Raw genomic sequence first — 20,590 nt, forward strand, 5'->3', positions numbered from 1 at the left:
GCGAATCCTTCGTTTCGCTTTCTGTTACGTCGACCCCGTATTTTTTGTTACGGCAATGCCCTGCTGCGTACTGGACAAGTGCGCCGCGCTCACGATAATTGACGCTCCCGAAAGGCAGGCGCGCCTGAGCGGGTTTTATCGGAGAGTGTGGGGATGTCTGATGAGTATGAAGTGCACGGGCCGCACGATCACGCGGTCGAGCACGCCGCCGCCGGTCACGGCGCGCGTGGGGCAGGGGATCCGTTTGCGAGCCGCATGGCGGTGATGACGGCGATCCTCGCGTCGATCGGCGCGATTTTCGCGTATCAGAGCGGGACGAGCGAAAATCTCGCGCTCTATTACAAGAACGAAGCGGCGATCCTCAAGACGGAGGCCGCGAACCAGTGGGCGTATTACCAGGCGAAGGGCGAGAAGCAGAATCTCGCGGAACTGGGCGAGGCGCTTTCGGGCAATACCGGCGAGGCCCACAATCGCTTCGCGGCGGACGCCGAAAAATATCGCCAGCAAAAAGAGCCGATACGCGCGCAGGCCGAAGCACTCGAGAAAGCCGTTGCGCAAAACGACGCGCGCAGCGAGGGGCTCATGCACGGCCATCATCGCTGGGCTCAGGCCACCATGGCCATCCAGATTTCCATCGCGCTCACGGCGATCACGCTGCTCACGCGGCGGCGCTGGCTGCAGTACACGTCGATGGGCATTGCGGTGGCGGGCGCGGTGCTCGGCACGATGGCTTACTTCGGCGTCTGACGAGGATTGACGAGCTGCTGGCGGCGATTGACGGGAACCGACCCTAGCCGCCGCAGACGATGGCCGTGAGCATGAACGGCACGACGGTCTGTACCGTTGCGTCGCTGTTGGCCTCGCGCAGGCGCACCCGCACCGAGTCCGCGGGGGCGGAGACCACCACGCCGTAGAGCGGCGAGTCGATCTCCTTGCCGGAGCCATGGTGAAAGAGCGAGTCGTCGCGCTCGTAGCCGACTACCACGTAAATAGGAAAGCCGAATGCGCTGAGTTGCCCGCCGTGTGCCGGGCGGAATGCGTTGACGGAGTTTGCCTCGACCCGGGTTGGCCGGGGATCGATCGACTTCTCGTCGATCAGCGACGAGATGAAGGCATGCGGGTTCGAGCGGCAGTCGAACTGCTCGTCGAGGCCGTCGGCATGCGCGAATGCGGGCGCCAGCATGGCGGCGAGGCCTGCGAAGAATGCGAATACGGGAGTACGGCGCTGGCTCATGATCGTGACACGACTGCTACACAACACCCGGGATGACCCATTCGACACCCGAACGCCATTCATGTTCAAGCGGCGCGGCACATAAATTGCGCCGCAGTGCGCGCGAGCCCACATCCGGGTCGCGCGCATCGCGCCTCGACTGCGCCTGCAGCGCCGGAACGGCAGGCGCCACGGAGGCTGCCGGCGTTACAGCATCGACTTCCCCTGGGCGAGGATCTTGTCGCAGACCTGGCGCGTGGCGGCTTCCTTGAGGCCGCCGCCCGAAAGATCGACCTGCGAGCCGCTGCCGGAGGTCAGTACGCCTTTGCTGCCCTGGGTGTAGCCGCTATCGGTCGTATTCGCGCCGCCGGGCAGCTTGCTGAGCAGCGAGTCCTTCACGCCGCTCGCGCTGTCCGCACTGAGGTAGTTGTTCTTGATGCAGTACTGGAGCAGACCGGTGACGTTGCCGAGGCTGCCCGACGTGAGCGAGGAGCCCCCGGCCAGCGAGCTCAGGCCGCCGGACCCGCTGTTGCCGCCGAGCGCGCCGAGCGCATTGCCGGCCGAGCCGCTGTTGCCGCTCTGGTTCAGCAGATTGCCGAGCTGGGCGTGGGCCACGCCCACGGGCAGCGCGAGCGCGATGGCCAGCGTGGCAAGGGCGCGAGGCACAGACGTTTGCATACTCCTTCCTCCATCGTGTAATAGGTGCCTCGTAATATAGACGGATTCGGTCGATGGGCGCGCGAAGGTGCTCACGCGCGGCGACACATCACCCGCTATGGGCAGGCGAGGTGCAACCGGTGCATACGCAGGTTTCATCACCTTGTCATTTGTTGCGGGCACAACATAATGCAGGAGAGCCAGGCATTGAGCAGTCATTGCGCATGCACGTGAAGCAGGCCACTTGCATACCGCGCGGGGAGGACGATGCGAGATGCGTGCGAGATGCGATGCGAGCTGGATGGGCAGGAAACATCGTGCTTACAGGCGGTTTCAGCAATATTCACGCCGTACGATGAGGGACTTTGTTTCTAACCGTAACACTTATTACGGCCCTCCTCATCGGCTGGTTTCAGGTGGTATGCTTCCTGCACAAATTCTCCCCTGCACGAGTGAGACCACGTTCTTTGCGTCAATAACGTGAATGCGCGCACTGCCCGAGTGCAGCGTAAGGCGCAAATGAATCCGGTAGATAAGCATATGGTGCAACCGGGCATTCCAACGCGGACAGCCACGATCCGCGCGTGAAGGTCCAGTCACAGCAGCCCCGGTCCGGCTGCGCGGAGAACAGCATGAATTTCGAAGAACTGAGCGACGACGAATGGACGATGGTGTCCTCGTTCATCGCCGATGAACCGCCTATCCGGCTCAATCGCCGCGGCCGCCCCCGCGCCGAGCCGAGGGTGGTGGCCAATGCCGTACTCTGGATTTTGACCACGGGTGAATCGTGGTCGCGCCTGCCCGCGCGTTATCCGTCCGGGCCCACGTGCCGCCGCCGCTTCGACGAATGGCACGTGAGCGGCACGCTTGGCGAGATCGTTCAACGCTTGACCCAGGTCGGGCGTCAATTCGTTTATGTCCCGGAACCTGCGCCCCCTGTTTCGCAGGTTGCGGCGGCACCTGCCGTCGAAGCCGGGCAGACTGCCGAGGACGATGGCCTGCCCGCCGTCTACTGGAAGAGCCCCGAAGCCTGGCAGGCGCCGGCCCCGGCGTCCGCTCCGGCTTTTGCCGATCCGATCGAAAGCATGACGCGCCAGCTCGCGTGTGCGGATCCGGTCGAGCGGGCCAGGTCCGATCGCGCGGAGCGCGCGCCGGCCGTGCGTGCGCGCGCCGACGACGTTGCGGCTGCACCGGCGGCTTTGCCGGGCGCGCAGGCGTTGGGCGTGCCGCACGACGAAAGCCCCGCGGCCGCGCGTCGCGTGCCGGGCGGGAGCAGTGCGCCGCAGCCCGTGCAGGTGGCCGAGTGGCGCGGCTATGTGATGAACCTCGCCGTGCAGCCCGTGCGCAACCGCATGTATCGCGCAGCGGTGGAGATTCTCAAGGACGGCCGGCGTGTCGAACGCTCGGGCCTCATCGGACCGCCGTTCCAGGATCGCGAAACGGCCAAGCATTTCGCCTATGACTGGGCGCGCAAATGGATCGAGCGCGAGTGCTGTGATGCGTCGCATACGGCGTCCGCGGCGCTGCGCGGTACGGTCGTGACGCGTTCCGCGCCGCCCGCGGGCAGCAACGTTCGCCTCGCGCCGCTGCAGCGCTATACCGCGTCCGGCACGCTCTTGCCCGCCGCCGAGGTCCGCGATGCGGACACGGCTGCATGCAGTAACGAACGTCGTGCCACCGAGCCGCATTTCAGGCCTCACGCCAGAACGCACGCAGGCTGACCGCTTGCACCGGCGCATGGCGCCGGTGCAAGCTCGTGCTTACGCCTGAATTCACTGCCGCCCATACTGATCGTCGAGGCGCACGATGTCGTCCTCGCCGAGATACGAGCCCGATTGCACTTCGATGATCTCGAGCGGCATCTTGCCGGGATTTTCCAGCCGGTGCGCCACGCCCAACGGGATATAAGCCGATTCGTTCTCCGACACGATGAAGCGCTCCTCGCCGCGCGTGACGAGCGCCGTGCCGCGCACGACGACCCAGTGCTCCGCGCGATGATGATGCATCTGCAGTGACAGCCGTGCGCCCGGTTCGACGACGATGCGTTTCACCTGGAAGCGTTCGCCGCCGTCGACGCAGTCGTAGTGGCCCCACGGACGATGCACGAGGCGATGCGTATGCGCTTCGCTGCCGTGTTGTTCGCGAATGCGCTGCACGACTTTTTTGACGTCCTGCGCGCGCGAGCGGTCGGCCACGAGCACGGCGTCGGGCGTTTCCACGACCACGAGATCCCGGGTGCCGAGGCAGGCGACGAGGCGTCCGTCGGAGTGCGCGAACGTATCGCTCGCGCCTTCGAACATCACGCGGCCTTGCGCCACGTTGCCCGCGTCGTCCTTGTCCGAGACCTGCCAGACCGTGTCCCAGGATCCGAGATCGGTCCAGCCCGCCGCGAGCGGCACCACTACGCCGTGCGCCACCGAGGGGTCGCTTGCGAGCGGCTCCATGACGGCATAGTCGATCGAGTTCGAAGGCGTGCGCTCGAAGGCTTCGCGTTCGACACGGAAGAAGTCGCCGTCCCGCGTGCCGTGCTCGGTGGCTGCCGCGCAGGCGTCGTAGATCGCGGGCTGAAAGTGACGGATGGCGGCGAGCCAGGTCGAGGCGCGCATGATGAAAATGCCGCTGTTCCACCAGTAGCGCTGCGAAGCAACGTACTGCTGAGCAAGTTCGAAGTAGGGCTTCTCGACGAATCCGTTCAGGCGCCGCGCGCCGCCGGGCTCGGCCGCGGCCAGCGGCTCGCCCACGTGAATGTAGCCGTAGCCCACTTCCGCGCGCGTCGGCACGATGCCCATCGTCACGATATGGCCCGCTGCCGCGTGGCGCACGCCCTCGGCCACGGCCGTCTGGAACGCGTCGAGATCGGCGAGCGCGTGATCCGCGGGCATCACCACGAGGATGCCATCCTGCTGTTCGCTCACCACCGAGAGCGCGGCCAGCGTCAGTGCCGGCGCGGTGTCGCGCCCGGTGGGCTCGAGAATCAGACGGGCGCGCTTGCCCACGCCGCGAACCTGCTCGGCAGTCGTGAAGCGATGCTCTTCATTGCACACGATCAGCAGTTGATCGGTCAGCGCGACGCGCCCGGCCAGCGCGTCCAGACGCGAAGCCGTCTGGGCGAGCAGCGAATGGTCGCCCACGAGGTTGATCATCTGCTTGGGGTGCTGCTCGCGCGACAGAGGCCACAGCCGCGAGCCCGCGCCGCCTGCGAGCACCACAGGGCAGACCTGCAACGCGCTGCGCGAATCGGCAGGGACTTCGGCCGCGCGCATCGATACCGTTGCGGAACCCGTATCCGTCATCTCGTTCTCCTGAAAGGGGTTTCGGTCCAGCGATTTGTAGCATGCTTAAATCGGTAATAAATCGGAATGCAAATAAGAAATCGGAAAATATTCTTTTCAAATAAGTTCAAGGACTTTATGGGGGTATTGATTCTGAAAAAAATAAAGTAAAAATGAATCAATATTCATTGTGAATGCCGTCGCAAACCCGACAAATTGGCTGGAAACAAGGAAAAATGTGCCGAAATCAGATGTCGATGGCGGTCTGATCAGAGGTCTTTGGCGCAAATTTTGCCGAAAAAAACAGGCCAATAATGGTGCGTGAGGCCCGATACATTTCGAGATACTTTTGCGCCTTGCGGGATAAATTTTATCGCGGTTTATTAGGGTTTATTCGGATCCAGTCCAGCAGCGCAGGAAGGGACAAGCGCTGCATTTCCAAGATTATCGAGACGCTGCCACCGGTTCGTACGCGTGGCCGCGTTCCATTTATTTAACCGAGGGGCAGGACATGTTCAGCGTTCTAGCGAGAATCCTTGACGTGGTCGCCATCGCCGCCGGCGCGTTGGCGGCGGCCGCCCTGCATCGCGGAAGCATCGTGCCGCTCGGCGACGTGGAAAGTGTCGCGCTCGCGTTCAACTGCCTGCTCGCGATCTGGATGTTCCCCGCTTTCGGCGTTTACCAGTCGTGGCGCGGCAAGTCGCTCTATGACCTGTTTGCCCGCGTCTGCGCGGCGTGGATCGCCGTGGAGGCGACCGGCATCCTGCTGAGCTTCAGCCTGCACCGCGCCGATTCGCTCTCGCGGCTGTGGCTCATGTGGTGGGCCGTGGCGACGGTGGCGTTCCTGATTGTCGCGAAGGCGCTCGTGTACATGGTGCTCAAGGGCTTGCGCCGCGAAGGCTACAACCAGCGCGACGTGGCCGTGGCGGGCAGCGATCGCTACGGGCGCTTTCTGATCGAGCAGATGAAGAGTCGCCCGGAAGCCGGCTTTCACCCGGCGCTGCTGTTCGATGAGGACAGCGATGCGTATGGCGAGGCCACCGTGGACGGCGTGCCCGTGGAGCGCAATCTTCAGGCCATGGTGCAGCAGGTGCGCGAGCGCGGCATACGCGAGCTCTGGCTGGCCCTGCCGATCTCGAAGGAGCGCACGATCCACCGCATCGTCATGGAATTGCGCAACGACTTCGTGAATATCCGCTTCATTCCGGACGTGCGTGCGCTCTCGCTCTTCAGCCAGCCCGTGGTGGATCTGCTCGGCGTGCCGGCCATCAATCTGGCGGCCTCGCCGATCACCGACCTGCGCGTGCTGCCCAAGCGCATCTTCGACTGCCTCTTCGCGGGCTGCGTGCTGGCCGCGCTCGCGCCGCTTTTCGCCGTCATCGCGATCGCCGTGAAATGCGATTCGCGCGGGCCGGTGCTGTTTCGCCAGCGTCGCAAGGGGCTCGACGGCAACGAGTTCGAAATCTACAAGTTCCGCTCGATGAAGGTGCACGCGGAAGGCACGGGGCAGGTCACGCAGGCGCGCCGCAACGATCCGCGCGTGACGCGCATGGGGGCGTTCCTGCGCCGCACGAGCCTCGACGAACTGCCGCAATTCATCAACGTGCTCAAGGGCGAAATGTCGGTGGTCGGTCCGCGTCCGCATGCGCTCGAGCACGACGACATCTACAAGAACCTCGTGCGCGGCTACATGCAGCGCTATCGCATCAAGCCGGGCATCACCGGCTGGGCGCAGGTCAATGGCTTTCGCGGCGAAACCGACCGCGTGGAAAAGATGCGCGACCGTGTCCGCTTCGACCTGCACTACATGCAGAACTGGAGCTTCACGCTGGACCTGAAGATCGTTGCAATGACGATGTGGAAGGGCTTTGCAGGACAGAACGCCTATTGAGGCGCGGCGCAAACGGACAATCACTTAAGAGGTGGGCATGAATCTGACGATCATAGGCAGCGGTTATGTGGGTCTCGTGACGGGCGCGTGCCTGGCCGATATCGGCAACGACGTGTTCTGTCTCGACGTGGACGCGCGCAAGATCGACCTGCTCAACCAGGGCGTCGTGCCGATTCACGAGCCGGGCCTGAAGGAGATCATCGAACGCAACCGCCGTGCAGGACGCCTGACGTTTTCCACCGACGTGGCGGCGGCCGTCGCCCACGGCGACATCCAGTTCGTGGCGGTGGGCACGCCGCCCGACGAGGACGGTTCCGCCGACCTACAGTACGTGCTGGCGGCCGCGCGCAATATCGGCCGGCACATGACCGGCTTCAAGGTGGTCGTCGACAAATCGACGGTGCCAGTCGGGACGGCCGCGCTCGTGCACGACGCGATCGCCAGCGAGCTGCGCCGGCGCGGCGAGTCGCATATGTTCTCGGTGGTGTCCAATCCCGAGTTCCTGAAAGAAGGCGCGGCCGTGGAGGATTTCGCGCGGCCCGACCGCATCGTGCTGGGCTGCGGCGACGACGTGCCCGGCGAACGCGCGAAGGAGCTGATGAAGCGCCTCTACGCACCGTTCAACCGCAACCACGAGCGCACGCTGTACATGGACGTGTCTTCGGCCGAGTTCACGAAATACGCCGCGAACGCGATGCTGGCCACGCGTATCTCGTTCATGAACGAGCTGGCCAATCTGGCCGACCGCGTGGGCGCCGACATCGAGGCGGTGCGCCGCGGCGTGGGCTCGGACCCGCGCATCGGCTACGACTTCCTGTACGCAGGCTGCGGCTACGGCGGCTCGTGCTTCCCGAAGGACGTGAAGGCGCTGATGCGCACGGCCGAGGATTTCGGCGAGCCGCTGCAGATTCTGCGCGCGGTGGAAACGGTAAACGACGCGCAGAAGCTGGTGCTTGCGCAAAAGATCGTCACGCGCTTCGGCTCCGATCTCACGGGACGCACGTTCGGCGTCTGGGGTCTCGCGTTCAAGCCGAATACCGACGACATGCGCGAGGCGCCCAGCCGCACGCTGATCGCGGAGCTGCTCGCGCGCGGCGCCCAGGTGCGCGCTTACGATCCGGTGGCCACCGACGAGGCACGCCGCGTGCTGGCGCTCGATCTCGCGGCGCAGCCCGAACAGCACGCGCGCCTCGCGTTTTCTGCCGATGCGATGGACGCGGCGAGCGACGCCGACGCCGTTGTCGTCGTGACCGAATGGAAGGTATTCAAGGCGCCGGACTTCGACCTGCTGAAGGCGCGCCTCAAGTCGCCGATCGTGTTCGACGGCCGCAATCTCTACGACCCGCCTGCCTTGCAGGAGCTCGGAATCGAATATCACGCGGTGGGCCGCGCGAGCGCGGCACAGGCGAGCCGGGCGCGCGCCGAAGACGCGGCGCGCGCGGGCGTGACGGCCTGAGCGGGCCGGTCTGCAACACGAGGGAGGTGCCATGTTCAACGACGTGCTGATCGTTTGCCATGCGAACGTTTGCCGCTCGCCGGCGGCAGAGCAGCTTTTCAGGGCGGCCGCGCCGCAGCCGGGTTCGTTTCACTCGGCCGGCCTGCGCGCGCGCGAGGGCGCCGACATGGACCCGATGATGCAGCGCCTGCTCGCCGAGCGCGGTGTCAATGTCGGGATGGGCGCACATCGCGCGCGGCGGCTCACGAGCCGGCTCGTGCGTGCCGCCGATCTCGTGCTCGTCACGGAACGCCGTCAGGTGTCCGAAGTGGAGCGGCTGGATCCGACCGCGCGCGGCAAGGTGTATGCGCTCGGCAATTGGGAGAACTCGGACGTCGCGGATCCGCACGGCCTCCACGAGGAAGCGTACCGCGAGAGTCTCGAGTTGATGGATCGTCTGGTGAAGGGATGGCTGAGCCGAATATGCCAAGGATGAAACTAGCTTGTGTACTGGCGCTTAGCGCCTTCGTGTCGGCCTGCGCCACGGCGCCCGGCAATTATCTCGACACCTCGAGCCTGCAGGAGCAGCCGTCGAATCAGCCGCAGCAGCAGTACACCGTGCACCTGATCGACTCGCAGCTCGTCATGCAGATGGCTCAGGCAGCCGCGTCCGCGCCGCCGCGGCCCCTGCCGCCGTCGCGCTACAGCAGTCCGGCTGACTACGTCTATCACATCGCGCCGCAGGACATTCTGGGCGTGACGGTGTACGACCATCCGGAACTTTCGACGCCGCAGGGCTCGACGTTCTCGACGGGCGGCAACACCACGCAGACGCTGGGGCAGACGCTCACGCAGCCGTACACGAACGCGCTGCCGGGCGAGGCCGACCCCTATGGGCAGACCGTCGCCTCGGACGGCACGATCTACTTCCCGTTCGTGGGCCGCCTGATGGCGGCGGGCAAGACACCGGGCCAGCTTCGCGACCAGATCGCCTCCGGCCTCGGTCCGTACGTGAAGAATCCACAGGTGGACGTACGGGTGCTTGCGTACCGCAGCCAGAAGGTGCAGGTGACGGGCGACGTGAAGACGCCGGGGCCGCTCGCGATGAGCGACGTGCCGCTTACGCTGACCGACGCGATCACGCGTTCGGGCGGCACGACCGACAACGCCGACATCAACCGCGTGCGGCTCACGCGCGACCACAAGCTTTACGTGCTCGACGCGAACCGCATGCTCGAAAAGGGCGATACGAGCCAGGACGTGATGCTGCAGAACGGCGACACGGTCTATGTGCCGGATCGTTCGGATAGCAGAGTGTTCGTCATGGGCGAAGTGAAGACGCCCACCCAGGCGGGCATGATACGCGGCGACTTCACGATCGCGGACGCGCTCACGGCGGCGGGCGGCATTCTCGACACCGACGCCAACCCGCGCCAGGTGTTCGTGATGCGGGGCATGAAAGACAACCCCACCCATCCCGATATCTACCGCCTCGACATGACGAAGCCGGACGCCATCATGCTGTCCTCGCATTTCGACCTCCAGCCGATGGATGTCGTATATGTCGGCACGGCGGCCTCGGCCACCTTCAACCGCTTGTTGCAGCAGGTGCTGCCCACCATCCAGTCCGTCTTCTACCTGAAGGAGATCGTGCAGTGACGCGCATGGCCATCCGGAAGCAGAACGCACTGGCGCAACACGAGACATGGGGATCGTAACGTGAGCACGCAATTCACCCATCAGGCGGCCCCAGCGGTCCGCACCGAAGAAGAGGACGTGGTCCTCGGCCAGTTGCTGCGCGTCATTCTCGACGACATCGGCTGGCTCATCGCCATCGCGGCGGCCGTGATCGCCATCGCGGTGTTCTACTGCTATGTGGCAAAGCCCGTTTACTCGGCCGATACCCAGGTTCGCGTCGAGACCTCCGACTACACGTCGCAGGCGCTCACGCAGACGCAAACGGGCGCCGACATCAAGAGCGGCTCCTCGACCTCGCTGCCCACGGACGCCGAGATCGAGATGATCAAGAGTCGCAGTGTGATCGAGCCCGTGGTCCAGCAGTTCAAGCTGAACTTCTCGGTCTCGCCCGACACGATTCCGGTGCTGGGCAGTCTCGCGAGCCGGCTCGCCACGCCGGGCGTTCCTGCGAAGCCATGGCTCGGCATGAACTCGTACGCATGGGGCGGCGAGGTGGCCGACGTGGATTCGGTGGAAGTGCCGCCCTCGCTCGAAGGCCAGAAGCTCACGATGACCGCGCTCGGAGACGGCCGCTACGCGCTGAGCGGCCCCGAAGGCGGGCGGCTGCTGGAAGGCGTTGCGGGGCAGGTCGCGCAGGGCAGCGGCATCACGCTCCTCGTGAACAAGCTCGTGGCGCGTCCCGGCACGCGCTTTACCGTCGTGCGCATGAACGATCTCGACGCCGTGACGGCGTTCCAGAATGCCATCACGGTGCAGGAGCAGGGCAAGCAGACGGGCGTGATCGACATCTCGCTCGAAGACACCGACGCGCAGCGCGCCGCCGACATTGCCAACGCGGTGGGGCAGTCGTACGTGCACCAGCACATCGAGACCAAGCAGGCCGACGCGGGCAAGATGCTCGACTTCCTGCGCGGCGAAGAACCGCGCCTGAAGTCGGACCTGGAGCGCTCGGAAGCCGCGCTGACCGCGTATCAAAAGCAGTCCGGCTCGATCGACGCGAGCGACGAGGCGAAGATCTATCTGGAAGGCAGCGTGCAGTACGAGCAGCAGGTTTCGGCGCTCAAGCTGCAGATCGCTTCGCTCGACCAGCGCTTCGGCGACCAGCATCCGGTGCTCATCGCGGCGCGCCAGCAACTCGCGCAGCTCGAGGGCGAACAGCAGAAGTACGACACGCGTTTCCGCGATCTGCCGGCAACCGAGGTGAAGGCGGTGCAACTGCAGCGCGACGCCAAGGTGGCGGAAGACATCTACGTCCTGCTGCTCAACCGTATCCAGGAGCTTTCGGTGCAGCGCGTGGGCACGGGCGGCAACGTGCATATCGTCGACACGGCGATGCGCCCGGGCAAGCCCTCGAAGCCGAAGAAGCTGCTGATCATTTCCGCGGCGACGCTGCTTGGCCTGATTCTCGGCACCGGCTTCGTGCTGATGCGCCGCAACCTCTTCAAGGGCATCGTCGACGCCGACGAGATCGAACGCACGTTCCATCTGCCCGTGTATGGTCTCGTGCCGCTTTCGGCGGAGCAGGTGGCGCTCGAGAAGCGCGCTCCCGCGCGCGGCGGCACGCGCCTGCGCGAAGTGCTGGCCAACGCCTGCCCGAAGGACCTCACGGTGGAGAGCCTGCGCAGTCTGCGCACCTCGCTGCAGTTCAGCGTGATGGATGCGCGCAACCACGTCGTGATGTTCACGGGTTCGGTGCCCGGCGTGGGCAAGAGCTTCATGACCGCGAATCTCGCGGTGCTGCTCGCGCACTCGGGCAAGCGCGTGCTGATGATCGACGGCGACATGCGCCGCGGCGCGCTCGAACGCCATCTGGGCGTGCCCCAGGAAAACGGCTTTTCCGAGCTGCTGTCGGGCCAGATCTCGCTCGACGAGGCCATCCGTGCGACCGAAGTGGACAACCTGCACTTCATCTCGTGCGGCCGCCGCCCGCCTAATCCGTCCGAGCTGCTGATGTCGCCGCGTCTCGGTCAGTACCTCGAAGGACTTTCGAAGCGCTACGACATTCTGCTCGTCGACACGCCGCCCGTGCTGGCCGTGACGGACGCCGCAATCATCGGCGGTCACGCGGGGTCGACGTTCCTCGTGCTGCGCTCGGGCATGCATTCGGAAGGCGAGATCGCCGATACGCTCAAGCGTCTGCGCACCGCCGGCGTGCGGGTGCAGGGCGGCATCTTCAACGCGGTGCCGCAGCGCGCGCGCGGCAACTATGGCTACGGCTATGCCGGCGTGCAGGAATACCTGAGCGCCTGAGACATGGGACGCAGTCCGGACCGAACCCAACACGGAGAAATCGTGCGATGAAAGTGACCGTGCTCGTGCCCACCTACCGGCGCCCCGACGACCTCGCGCGCTGCCTCTCGGCGCTGTTGCGCCAGGCGCGCGCGCCCGAACAGATCGTCGTGGTCGCGCGCGCCGACGACGAAGCGACGCATGCGTGCCTTGCGGAACACGTGACGCCGCGCGTGCTGAACGTGGATATAGCGATCGTCGACGAGCCGGGCCAGGTGGCGGCGCTCAACCGCGGCCTGGAAGCTGCGACGGGCGACGTGATCGCCATCACCGACGACGACGCTGCGCCGCGCGCGGACTGGGTCGAACGCATCGCCGCGTGGTTCGAGGCCGATGCGCAACTGGGCGCGCTGGGCGGACGCGACTGGGTTCACGAAAACGGCCGCATGCTCGACGGCGAGCGTGAACTCGTGGGCAAGCTGCAGCGCACGGGCCGCATCGTCGGCAATCATCACCTGGGTGTGGGCGCCGCGCGCGAAGTCGATCTGCTCAAGGGCGCCAACATGAGCTACCGGCGCGCCGCCATCGCGGGCCTGCGCTTCGATCGCCGCCTGCGCGGCACGGGTGCGCAGACCCACAACGACATGGCGTTCAGCATGGGCGTGAAGCACGCCGGCTGGAAGCTCGTCTACGACCCGCGCGTGGCCGTGGACCACTATCCGGCGCCGCGTCCCGGCGACGATCCGCGCAATGCGCAGACGCTTGCTTCCCTGCGCAACGCGGCATTCAACCTGCACCTCATCCTGCGCGCCCATCTTTCGCCGCTGCGGCGCGAGATGGCGTGGTGGTGGTACGCGCTGGTCGGCACGCGCGTCTACCCCGGCATGCTGCACGTGGCCATGGGCGCGCTGCGCGGGCAGCAGCCGGGCGCGGCGTTCGCGCGCTGGCGCGCCGTGCGCGGCGGCGCACGCGAGGCACGCCGAGCACTCGCCTGAACGGCGAGACGAAGAAAGCAGGCCGAAGCAATACTACGGAGGACCCCGAATGAGCCGTACGCAAGTCCACGTCCATCTTTTCTACGGAGCGGATCCGCGCCGCTATCGCCAGGGCGAGAACATCGGCTGCCTGTATGGCTACCATTTCGCCGAATCGCCGGAATTCGCGCTCGACTATTCGCGGGACGCGAACGAGCGCGCGCCCATGCGTTTTCTGCGCCGCGCGCTGAAGGCGGCGCTCGGCTTCGATTTCATTCATACGTGGCGCAATCGCCGCGCGATCCTGCAGTCTGACGTGATCTGGACGCATACGGAGCAGGAGCATCTGGCCGTGGCGCTGCTGCTGTTGATGCGGGCGCGCAAGGGCGGCGACCGGCCGCTCCTGCTCGCGCAAAGCGTCTGGCTGCTCGACCGCTGGGCCGGCTACGGCGCGCTGCGCCGCGCGCTCTATCGCCGGCTGCTCGGGCGTGCCGACATGCTCACCACGCTGGCGAGCGAGAATGCCGCCCTGTGCGGCCGTTATTTCGGGCGCAACGCGCGTCGCGTGCTCTACGGTCTGAACACCAGCGATTTTCCGCTGAGCCCGCCCGCGCCATGGCAGCCGCACGCGCCGTTGCGCGTGGCCGCCATCGGCAACGACCGCGACCGCGACTGGACCACGCTCGTCGAGGCGCTCGGCAACGACCCGCGCTTCGAGGTGCGTATCGCCACGCGGCGGCGCATGCCGTCTTCGGCGCGCGCGCCGAACGTCGAGATCGCGCGCGTTTCCGGCATCCAGCAGCAGCGCGCGCTCTACGACTGGGCCGACCTGATCGTCGTGCCGCTGCGGCCCAATACGCACGCGTCCGGCATCACAGTGATGCTCGAGGCCGCCGCGCTCGGCAAGCCGATGGTCGCGACGAAGGTCGGCGCGCTCGACGATTACTTCGATGAGCAGGCCGTTTCGTGGGTCGCGCCGTTCGATGCACAGCAGTTGCGCGAGGCCGTGAGCGCGCTCGCCGCGAATCCGAAGCGCGCCGGGGCCCTCGCGCGCGAGGCCGGCGAGCAGTTGCGCGAGCGCGATCTGACCACGCAACACTACGCATTTCAGCATGTGCAGCTTACGCGCGAGATGTTGCTGGAGCGCGAGGCGCAACAGGCGCGCAGCGCGGCGGCAGACGCGGCGCCTGCGGTGCGCGGGCTGACGCGGGGCCTTTGACGATGCGCACGCCTTACGCCGCATCCGGGCCGCTGCTGCCAGGCCAGCCGTCCTCCCCCGCATCCGCCTCGCCCGCGCAGAGCCGGCAGCCGTCGGGCCTGCGCCGCGCGCTGGGCCGCGATACGCTGCCGCCGGCGGCGCTGTGGGTCTTCACGGCATTGCTGGTGGCGGCACACCAGGGCACGGTGCTCACGCTCGCGTTTCCGGTGCTGGCCATCATGGTCGGCTTTTCGCTCTATTTCGTGAATCCGGTGCGCTACATCGGCTTCATGTGGTGGCTGTGGTTCCTGAGTCCCGAGGTGCGGCGCCTCGCCGACTTCGGCAAGGGCGCCTTCACGCCCACGAGCCTGATCCAGATCGCGCCGCTCGCGGTCACGATGATCAGCGGCATCTCGCTCGTGCGCTACTACCCGCTGCTCGCGCAGCGCCGCGGCTTGCCGCTCCTGCTCGCGCTCGCCGGCATCGGCTATGCGTTCGTGATCGGCCTCGCCGCGAACGGTCCGGCCGCCGCCGCGTACGACCTCGCGAACTGGATCTATCCGCTCCTGATCGGCTTTCACATCATGGTGCTCACGCGCCGCTATCCCGAGTGCCGCGACACCATCGTCAACACCTTCATCTACGGCATGCTCGTGATGGGCGCCTACGGCCTCGTGCAGTTCTTCGTGATGCCGCCGTGGGACGCCATGTGGATGATGGGCTCGGACATGGACTCGCAGGGCGATCCCGTGCCGTTCGGCGTGCGCGTGTTCAGCACGATGAATTCGTCGGGACCGTTCGCGTTCGCGATGATGGGGGCGATGGTGTTCGTCATGGCGGCGAAGCACCGCGTGCGCTGGGTCGCGGCGGCCTTCGGCTTCTTCGCGTTCGCGCTCTCGCTCGTGCGTTCCACCTGGGGCGGCTGGGCGATCGCCATGCTGATTCAACTGATGAAGTCCAGCAATCGCGTGCGCATTCGCATCATCGTGAGCGCGCTCGTGCTCGCGGGCGCCTGCGTGCCGCTGCTCACCATCGGGCCGATTGCGGACCGCATGCAGCAGCGCCTGAACACGCTCGGCAACCTCAGCAACGACCAGAGCTACCAGGCGCGCAACCAGTTCTACGCGGACTTCGCGAAAACTGCCTTCACCGACGTCACGGGCGAAGGGCTGGGCGCCACGGGTGCCTCGACGAAGCTGTCGAGCAGCAACGGCCAGCTCAGCAAGTACGGCAGCTTCGACAGCGGCGTGATGAACGTTCCGTTCGTGCTCGGCTGGCCCGGCACGCTGCTGTACCTCTCCGGCGTGCTGTGGCTCATCGTGCGCGCCGTGCGCGAGGCGCTGCGCATGCCCGAGGACCGCTATGCCACGGCGTGCCTGAGCCTCGCGATCTCGATCTTCGCCATGCTCGTGTTCACGAACTCGCTGGTGGGCACCGGCGGTCTGCTGCTGTTTTCCAGTGTCTTTTCCCTGCTCGCCGCGGGCCACTGGCGCAAGCTTACGCGCCGTCAGGCCCGCATCAAGGAGATCACCGATTGAGAGTTGCAATCGTCACGCACGTCGTGCGCCATAACGACGGCCAGGGGCGCGTCAATCACGAGATCGCGCGCGCCGCGCTCGAAGAGGGCTTCGAGGTGACGCTCGTGGCCTCGCACGTCGCGCCGGAGCTGCTTGCGCATCCGCGCGTAAAGTGGGTACAGGTGCAGCCCTCGCGCGCGTGGCCCACCAATCTGCTGCGCCAGCAGGTGTTCGCGGCGAAGAGCGCGCTGTGGCTGCGCCGGCATCGCCGCGAGTACGACGTGCTGCATGTGAACGGCTTCATCACGTGGGCTCACGCGGACGTCAACACCGCTCACTTCGTGCACGGCGGCTGGGCGCGCAGCAAGTATTACCCGTTTGCGCTCACGGGCGGCGTCTGGTCGGCGTATCAGTTCGTCTATACGCGCGCAAACGCCATGCTCGAACGCTGGGCGTACCGGCGCTCGCGCGTGATCGCCGCCGTTTCGCGCAAAGTGGCCGACGAGATCGGCGCCTGCGGCGGCGAGCCCGTGGAGCGTCTCGACGTGATCTACAACGGCGTCGATACGCAGGCCTTTTCGACGGCGAGCGGCAACCGGGCGAAATTCGACTTGCCGGCCGACGCGTTTTTGCTGCTCTTCGTGGGTGACCTGCGTACGCCGCGCAAGAATCTGGGCACCGTGCTGCATGCGCTGAAAGCGCTGCCCGAGCGCGTGCATCTCGCCGTGGCGGGCTATCTGCCCGGCAGTCCCTATCCGGCGCTTGCGCAGTCGCTGGGCATCGAATCGCGGGTGCATTTCCTCGGCCTCGTGCGCGAGATGCCGGTCCTGATGCGCTCCGTGGACGCCTATGTCTTTCCTTCGCGCTACGAAGCGATGAGTCTCTCGCTGCTGGAGGCCATGGCGGCCGGTTTGCCGGTCGTCACCGCGCGCACGGCGGGCGGCGCCGAAATCATCACGCCGGACTGCGGCATCGTGCTCGACGACCCCGACGACGCGGCGGCGCTGGCAGGCGCGGTCCAGCAGCTTGCCGACGACACGCGGCGGCGCCATGCGATGGGCGAAGCGGCGGCGCGGCTCGCGACGTCGTTCGGCTGGGCGCGCATGGCCGCGCAATACATTGCGCTGTACCGGCAACTGGCCGGCGACGTGAACGAAGCGGCGGACGTGGCAGAAGCGGCAGGCGCGGGCGAGGGCCGCGTGCTGACGTCCGCCGCGCTGCCGCGCGCCGAAACCCTTTGAAATACGAATAGAACGAGGACACACGCGATGACGACTCACTCCATCCATTCGCTGCAGATCGGCATGCACTGGTTTCCCGAACGCGCGGGCGGACTCGACCGCATGTATTACTCGCTCGTGGGCGCGCTGCCGGGCGCGGGCGTTCACGTGCGCGGCGTGGTGGCCGGCTCGCCCAAGGTCGCGCAGGACAGCGGCGGGGCGATCAATGGTTTCGGTTCCGCCGCGCGCGCGTTGCCGCTGCGCCTCATGGCGGCGCGCCACGCGCTGCGGCGCGAAATCCGCCGGCATCGGCCCGACGTGATCTCTTCGCATTTCGCGCTCTATACGTTCCCCGGGCTCGACGTGACGCGCGGCATTCCGCAGGTCTCGCATTTCCAGGGACCGTGGGCCGACGAAAGCTTCGTGGAAGGCGCGGCTTCGCTGAGCCAGCGCATCAAGCATTATCTGGAGCAGTCGGTGTACGAGCGCTCCTCGCGCCTCATTGTGCTGTCGCGCGCGTTCGGCGACATCCTCACGAAACGCTATGCGATTTCCCCGGAGCGGGTGCGCGTGGTGCCGGGCTGCGTGGACACGGCGCAGTTCGATCCGCCCTGCACGCAGGCGGAGGCGCGCCTGAAGCTGCAACTGCCGCAGGGACGGCCGATCGTGCTGGCCGTGCGGCGGCTCGTGCGCCGCATGGGTCTCGAAGATCTGATTGACGCGATCGCGCAGATCCGCTCGCGCCATCCGGACGTGCTGCTGCTGATCGCCGGGCGGGGTCGCCTCGAAGCCGAACTGCAGCAGCGCATCGACGATGCGGGGCTGGCCGACAACGTGAAGCTGCTCGGCTTCGTGCCCGATGCGCATCTGCCGTCGCTGTATCGCGCCGCGACGCTTTCGGTCGTGCCCACGGTCGCGCTGGAGGGCTTCGGGCTCATCACGGTGGAGTCGCTGGCGGCCGGCACGCCGGTGCTCGTGACGCCCGTGGGCGGGCTGCCGGAAGCCGTGGCGGGGCTCTCGCAGAATCTCGTGCTGCCCGCCACGGGCGTGGGCGCGATTGCCGATGGCATCGACGCGGCGCTGTCGGGGCGCATCAAGCTGCCCGACGCGCAAACGTGCCGCGACTACGCGCGCAATCACTTCGATAACGCGGTGATCGCGAAACGCGTAGCCGCGGTCTATGCGGAGGCGATTGGTTTGACCGGCGCCGCGAACGGCGCGCATTGAGATCGAGAAGCCAGACCGTCCGCCGCGCCGGCGTCAGGCGACGCGGCGGCGGGCGTCCTCGTACATCCAGCGCAGTGTGTCTTCCAGCTTCACGCGCGTCATCGGGCCGATCGCCGCGTCGAGCTTCGCGTGCGAGCCGACGAGCTGGCGCACTTCGTTGGCGCGAACGAAGCGCGGATCGACCGTAACCTCGATTGCATAGCCGGCGATCCTGGCGAGCGCGTCGAGCACGGCTTGCAGCGTCCAGCCCGCGCCCGAACAGACGTTGAAGGTTTCGCCGCGGGGGACGGCTTCGATGAGCTGCGCGTAGGCGTCGACCACGTCGCGCACGTCGGAAAAGTCGCGGCTCACGTCGAGGTTGCCGAGCGAGATCGCGCGTTCGCCGCGCGCATAGTGCGAGACGATCTTCGGCAGCAGGAAGTCGGGGCTCTGGCCCACGCCCGTGTAGTTGAAGGGGCGTGCGATCACGAGCGGTAACTGTGCGTTCCAGCGCTTCGCTACATACTCCATCGCGAGCTTGCTCACGGCGTAGTCGTTGGCAGGTTGCGGGGTTACGCCTTCGTCGATGACGCCTTGCGTCGTGTTGCCATAAACGTTCGCACTGCTGGCGATGAGGACGGCGCGTGGCACGTGGGACTGTCGTGTCAGCACATCGAGCAGATTGCGCGTGCCTACCACGTTCACGGCATAGGTGCGGGCGATATCTCCATTGGCCACGTGGGCCACGGCGGCGAGGTGCAGCACGACATCGGGCTGCACGGTTTCCACGGCGTCGGCAAGCGCTTGCTCGTCGAGCAGGTCTGCGGCTATGGGGGTGGTTTCGCGCGGCACGCGCTCCTGGCTGCGCACCGTGCCCCATACGCGATAGCCGCCGGCAACGAGCCGCGCGGCCATGTAGCGGCCGGTGAAACCACCCATGCCGGTGATCAGCGCGCGTGGAGCGCGCTGCGTATCAGAAGGTGTCATGGTGCTCGTTGCGCGCAAGGTCGGCGGCCACCATCATCTGGCAGAGCTGTTCCAGGGTGGTCTGGGCTTGCCAGCCCAGTTCGTTGCGCGCCTTGCTCGCGTCGCCGATCAGCAGGTCCACTTCGGCGGGGCGGTAGAAGCGCGGGTTCACGCGCACGAGCGTCCGCCCGTTCGAGATGTCGACGCCGGTTTCGCGTTCGTCGCGGCCCGACCATTCGAGCTGGATGCCCGCCGCGGCGAAGGCCATCGTGACGAAGTCGCGCACGGTTTCGGTGCGGCCCGTGGCGAGCACGTAGGTGTCGGGACGGTCGGCCTGCAGCATGCGCCACATGCCTTCCACGTATTCGGAGGCATAACCCCAGTCGCGCTTCGCGTCGAGATTGCCGAGTTCGAGCACGGGTTGCTTGTCGAGCTTGATCTTCGCGACGGAGTCGGTGATCTTGCGCGTCACGAACTCGCGGCCGCGCAGCGGCGACTCGTGATTGAAGAGAATGCCGCTCGTGGCGAAGATGTCGTACGACTCGCGGTAGTTGATGGTGGACCAGTGCGCGAACAGCTTCGCGATACCGTAGGGGCTGCGCGGATAGAACGGCGTATCCTCGCACTGGGGCACGGCGCGGACCTTGCCGAACATTTCGGAGGTCGAAGCTTGATAGTAGCGGATGCGTGGATTTACGACGCGAATCGCTTCGAGCAGATTCAGCGCGCCGATGCCGGTGACTTCGGCCGTCGTGACGGGTTGGTCGAACGAGACACCAACGAAGCTCTGCGCCGCGAGGTTATAGACCTCCAGGGCATGGGCGCGCTCGACGAGGCGCAGGGTGGAGCCCGCATCGGTCAGATCGTGTTCGACGAGTTCGAGCGCCGGGTGGTCGAGAACGCCAAGCTCGTTCATGCGCCAGAAGTTCACGGAGCTCGTGCGCCGGTAAGTGCCGGTGACGTGATAGCCCTTGTCGAGCAGGAGCCGGGTGAGATAGGCCCCGTCCTGGCCGGAGACGCCGGTGATGATGGCTTTGCGTTGTTCGTTCATGGAATCTGCCTTGTAGTCAATGACGAGAAGTCGAAAGGGTTCGGATTCGGGGCTGCGCTCAGG

17 protein-coding genes are annotated in these 20,590 nt (G+C 66.2%); 12 read left to right on the forward strand and 5 right to left on the reverse strand.

The window, feature by feature from the left end:
* Positions 1-153 precede the first annotated feature (153 nt).
* Entirely contained in the window at positions 154-747 is a 594-nt protein-coding gene (locus tag WJ542_RS17505; RefSeq protein WP_411190672.1) for a DUF4337 domain-containing protein, read from the forward strand.
* Positions 748-790: 43 nt separating this feature from the next.
* Here the strand turns inward: WJ542_RS17505 and WJ542_RS17510 are convergent, their stop codons facing one another.
* Together WJ542_RS17510 and WJ542_RS17515 are read right to left on the reverse strand one after the other, a co-directional pair.
* Complete coding sequence (locus WJ542_RS17510) at positions 791-1,234, reverse strand: hypothetical protein (protein ID WP_411190673.1); 444 nt, start codon at positions 1,232-1,234, stop codon at positions 791-793.
* A 186-nt stretch (positions 1,235-1,420) separates the two neighbouring features.
* Complete coding sequence (locus WJ542_RS17515) at positions 1,421-1,891, reverse strand: DUF2501 domain-containing protein (RefSeq protein ID WP_411190674.1); 471 nt, start codon at positions 1,889-1,891, stop codon at positions 1,421-1,423.
* A gap of 611 nt (positions 1,892-2,502) precedes the next feature.
* Here WJ542_RS17515 and WJ542_RS17520 point away from each other — a divergent pair.
* On the forward strand, positions 2,503-3,591 hold the full coding sequence (locus WJ542_RS17520; RefSeq protein WP_411190675.1) for a transposase: 1,089 nt from the start codon (positions 2,503-2,505) through the stop codon (positions 3,589-3,591).
* Between the two features lie 51 nt (positions 3,592-3,642).
* Here WJ542_RS17520 and WJ542_RS17525 read toward each other — a convergent pair whose 3' ends face one another.
* Positions 3,643-5,133 carry a mannose-1-phosphate guanylyltransferase/mannose-6-phosphate isomerase gene (locus WJ542_RS17525; RefSeq protein WP_411192475.1) on the reverse strand — a complete coding sequence of 497 codons (1,491 nt, stop codon included), beginning with the start codon at positions 5,131-5,133 and terminating at the stop codon, positions 3,643-3,645.
* Positions 5,134-5,653: 520 nt separating this feature from the next.
* Between WJ542_RS17525 and WJ542_RS17530 the strand changes: the two genes are divergently transcribed.
* The 10 genes from WJ542_RS17530 to WJ542_RS17575 are packed head-to-tail and all read left to right on the forward strand — an operon-like array spanning position 5,654 to position 18,531.
* Entirely contained in the window at positions 5,654-7,033 is a 1,380-nt protein-coding gene (locus WJ542_RS17530; RefSeq protein ID WP_411190676.1) for an undecaprenyl-phosphate glucose phosphotransferase, read from the forward strand.
* Between the two features lie 37 nt (positions 7,034-7,070).
* Positions 7,071-8,489 carry a UDP-glucose dehydrogenase family protein gene (locus tag WJ542_RS17535; RefSeq protein ID WP_411190677.1) on the forward strand — a complete coding sequence of 473 codons (1,419 nt, stop codon included), beginning with the start codon at positions 7,071-7,073 and terminating at the stop codon, positions 8,487-8,489.
* 31 nt (positions 8,490-8,520) lie between these two features.
* Positions 8,521-8,964 carry an arsenate reductase/protein-tyrosine-phosphatase family protein gene (locus tag WJ542_RS17540; RefSeq protein WP_411190678.1) on the forward strand — a complete coding sequence of 148 codons (444 nt, stop codon included), beginning with the start codon at positions 8,521-8,523 and terminating at the stop codon, positions 8,962-8,964.
* Positions 8,952-10,127, forward strand: a complete 1,176-nt coding sequence (locus WJ542_RS17545) for a polysaccharide biosynthesis/export family protein (protein WP_411190679.1) — start codon at positions 8,952-8,954, stop codon at positions 10,125-10,127. The genes WJ542_RS17540 and WJ542_RS17545 overlap by 13 nt, the downstream gene beginning before the upstream one ends.
* A gap of 60 nt (positions 10,128-10,187) precedes the next feature.
* Entirely contained in the window at positions 10,188-12,416 is a 2,229-nt protein-coding gene (locus WJ542_RS17550) for a polysaccharide biosynthesis tyrosine autokinase (RefSeq protein ID WP_411190680.1), read from the forward strand.
* A gap of 47 nt (positions 12,417-12,463) precedes the next feature.
* Positions 12,464-13,390, forward strand: a complete 927-nt coding sequence (locus WJ542_RS17555; protein WP_411190681.1) for a glycosyltransferase family 2 protein — start codon at positions 12,464-12,466, stop codon at positions 13,388-13,390.
* Between the two features lie 49 nt (positions 13,391-13,439).
* Positions 13,440-14,588 carry a glycosyltransferase gene (locus WJ542_RS17560; protein ID WP_411190682.1) on the forward strand — a complete coding sequence of 383 codons (1,149 nt, stop codon included), beginning with the start codon at positions 13,440-13,442 and terminating at the stop codon, positions 14,586-14,588.
* 2 nt (positions 14,589-14,590) lie between these two features.
* A complete protein-coding gene (locus WJ542_RS17565) occupies positions 14,591-16,105 on the forward strand; it encodes a glucose-6-phosphate isomerase (protein ID WP_411190683.1) in 1,515 nt (504 codons plus the stop codon).
* Positions 16,102-17,325 (forward strand): glycosyltransferase family 4 protein, encoded by a 1,224-nt coding sequence (locus WJ542_RS17570; protein WP_411190684.1) that lies wholly within the window; start codon positions 16,102-16,104, stop codon positions 17,323-17,325. Before WJ542_RS17565 ends, WJ542_RS17570 begins: the two co-directional genes overlap by 4 nt.
* 27 nt (positions 17,326-17,352) lie before the next feature.
* Positions 17,353-18,531: a glycosyltransferase family 4 protein gene (locus tag WJ542_RS17575; RefSeq protein ID WP_411190685.1), complete on the forward strand. Its 1,179-nt coding sequence runs from the start codon at positions 17,353-17,355 to the stop codon at positions 18,529-18,531.
* 33 nt (positions 18,532-18,564) lie between these two features.
* Here WJ542_RS17575 and WJ542_RS17580 read toward each other — a convergent pair whose 3' ends face one another.
* Both WJ542_RS17580 and gmd read right to left on the reverse strand, forming a co-directional pair.
* Complete coding sequence (locus WJ542_RS17580; RefSeq protein WP_411190686.1) at positions 18,565-19,497, reverse strand: NAD-dependent epimerase/dehydratase family protein; 933 nt, start codon at positions 19,495-19,497, stop codon at positions 18,565-18,567.
* Positions 19,484-20,527: a GDP-mannose 4,6-dehydratase gene (gene gmd, locus WJ542_RS17585; RefSeq protein ID WP_411190687.1), complete on the reverse strand. Its 1,044-nt coding sequence runs from the start codon at positions 20,525-20,527 to the stop codon at positions 19,484-19,486. Before gmd ends, WJ542_RS17580 begins: the two co-directional genes overlap by 14 nt.
* Positions 20,528-20,590: the final 63 nt, after the last annotated feature.

Source organism: Paraburkholderia yinzeri, assembly GCF_046581065.1.
Taxonomy (GTDB): Bacteria; Pseudomonadota; Gammaproteobacteria; order Burkholderiales; family Burkholderiaceae; genus Paraburkholderia.

Coding starts and splice junctions, on each gene's coding strand:
- WJ542_RS17505 (WP_411190672.1), top strand. CDS start 154: ATGTCTGATGAGTATGAAGTGCACGGGCCGCACGATCACGCGGTCGAG.
- WJ542_RS17510 (WP_411190673.1), bottom strand. CDS start 1,234: ATGAGCCAGCGCCGTACTCCCGTATTCGCATTCTTCGCAGGCCTCGCC.
- WJ542_RS17515 (WP_411190674.1), bottom strand. CDS start 1,891: ATGCAAACGTCTGTGCCTCGCGCCCTTGCCACGCTGGCCATCGCGCTC.
- WJ542_RS17520 (WP_411190675.1), top strand. CDS start 2,503: ATGAATTTCGAAGAACTGAGCGACGACGAATGGACGATGGTGTCCTCG.
- WJ542_RS17525 (WP_411192475.1), bottom strand. CDS start 5,133: ATGCGCGCGGCCGAAGTCCCTGCCGATTCGCGCAGCGCGTTGCAGGTC.
- WJ542_RS17530 (WP_411190676.1), top strand. CDS start 5,654: ATGTTCAGCGTTCTAGCGAGAATCCTTGACGTGGTCGCCATCGCCGCC.
- WJ542_RS17535 (WP_411190677.1), top strand. CDS start 7,071: ATGAATCTGACGATCATAGGCAGCGGTTATGTGGGTCTCGTGACGGGC.
- WJ542_RS17540 (WP_411190678.1), top strand. CDS start 8,521: ATGTTCAACGACGTGCTGATCGTTTGCCATGCGAACGTTTGCCGCTCG.
- WJ542_RS17545 (WP_411190679.1), top strand. CDS start 8,952: ATGCCAAGGATGAAACTAGCTTGTGTACTGGCGCTTAGCGCCTTCGTG.
- WJ542_RS17555 (WP_411190681.1), top strand. CDS start 12,464: ATGAAAGTGACCGTGCTCGTGCCCACCTACCGGCGCCCCGACGACCTC.
- WJ542_RS17560 (WP_411190682.1), top strand. CDS start 13,440: ATGAGCCGTACGCAAGTCCACGTCCATCTTTTCTACGGAGCGGATCCG.
- WJ542_RS17565 (WP_411190683.1), top strand. CDS start 14,591: ATGCGCACGCCTTACGCCGCATCCGGGCCGCTGCTGCCAGGCCAGCCG.
- WJ542_RS17575 (WP_411190685.1), top strand. CDS start 17,353: ATGACGACTCACTCCATCCATTCGCTGCAGATCGGCATGCACTGGTTT.
- WJ542_RS17580 (WP_411190686.1), bottom strand. CDS start 19,497: ATGACACCTTCTGATACGCAGCGCGCTCCACGCGCGCTGATCACCGGC.
- gmd (WP_411190687.1), bottom strand. CDS start 20,527: ATGAACGAACAACGCAAAGCCATCATCACCGGCGTCTCCGGCCAGGAC.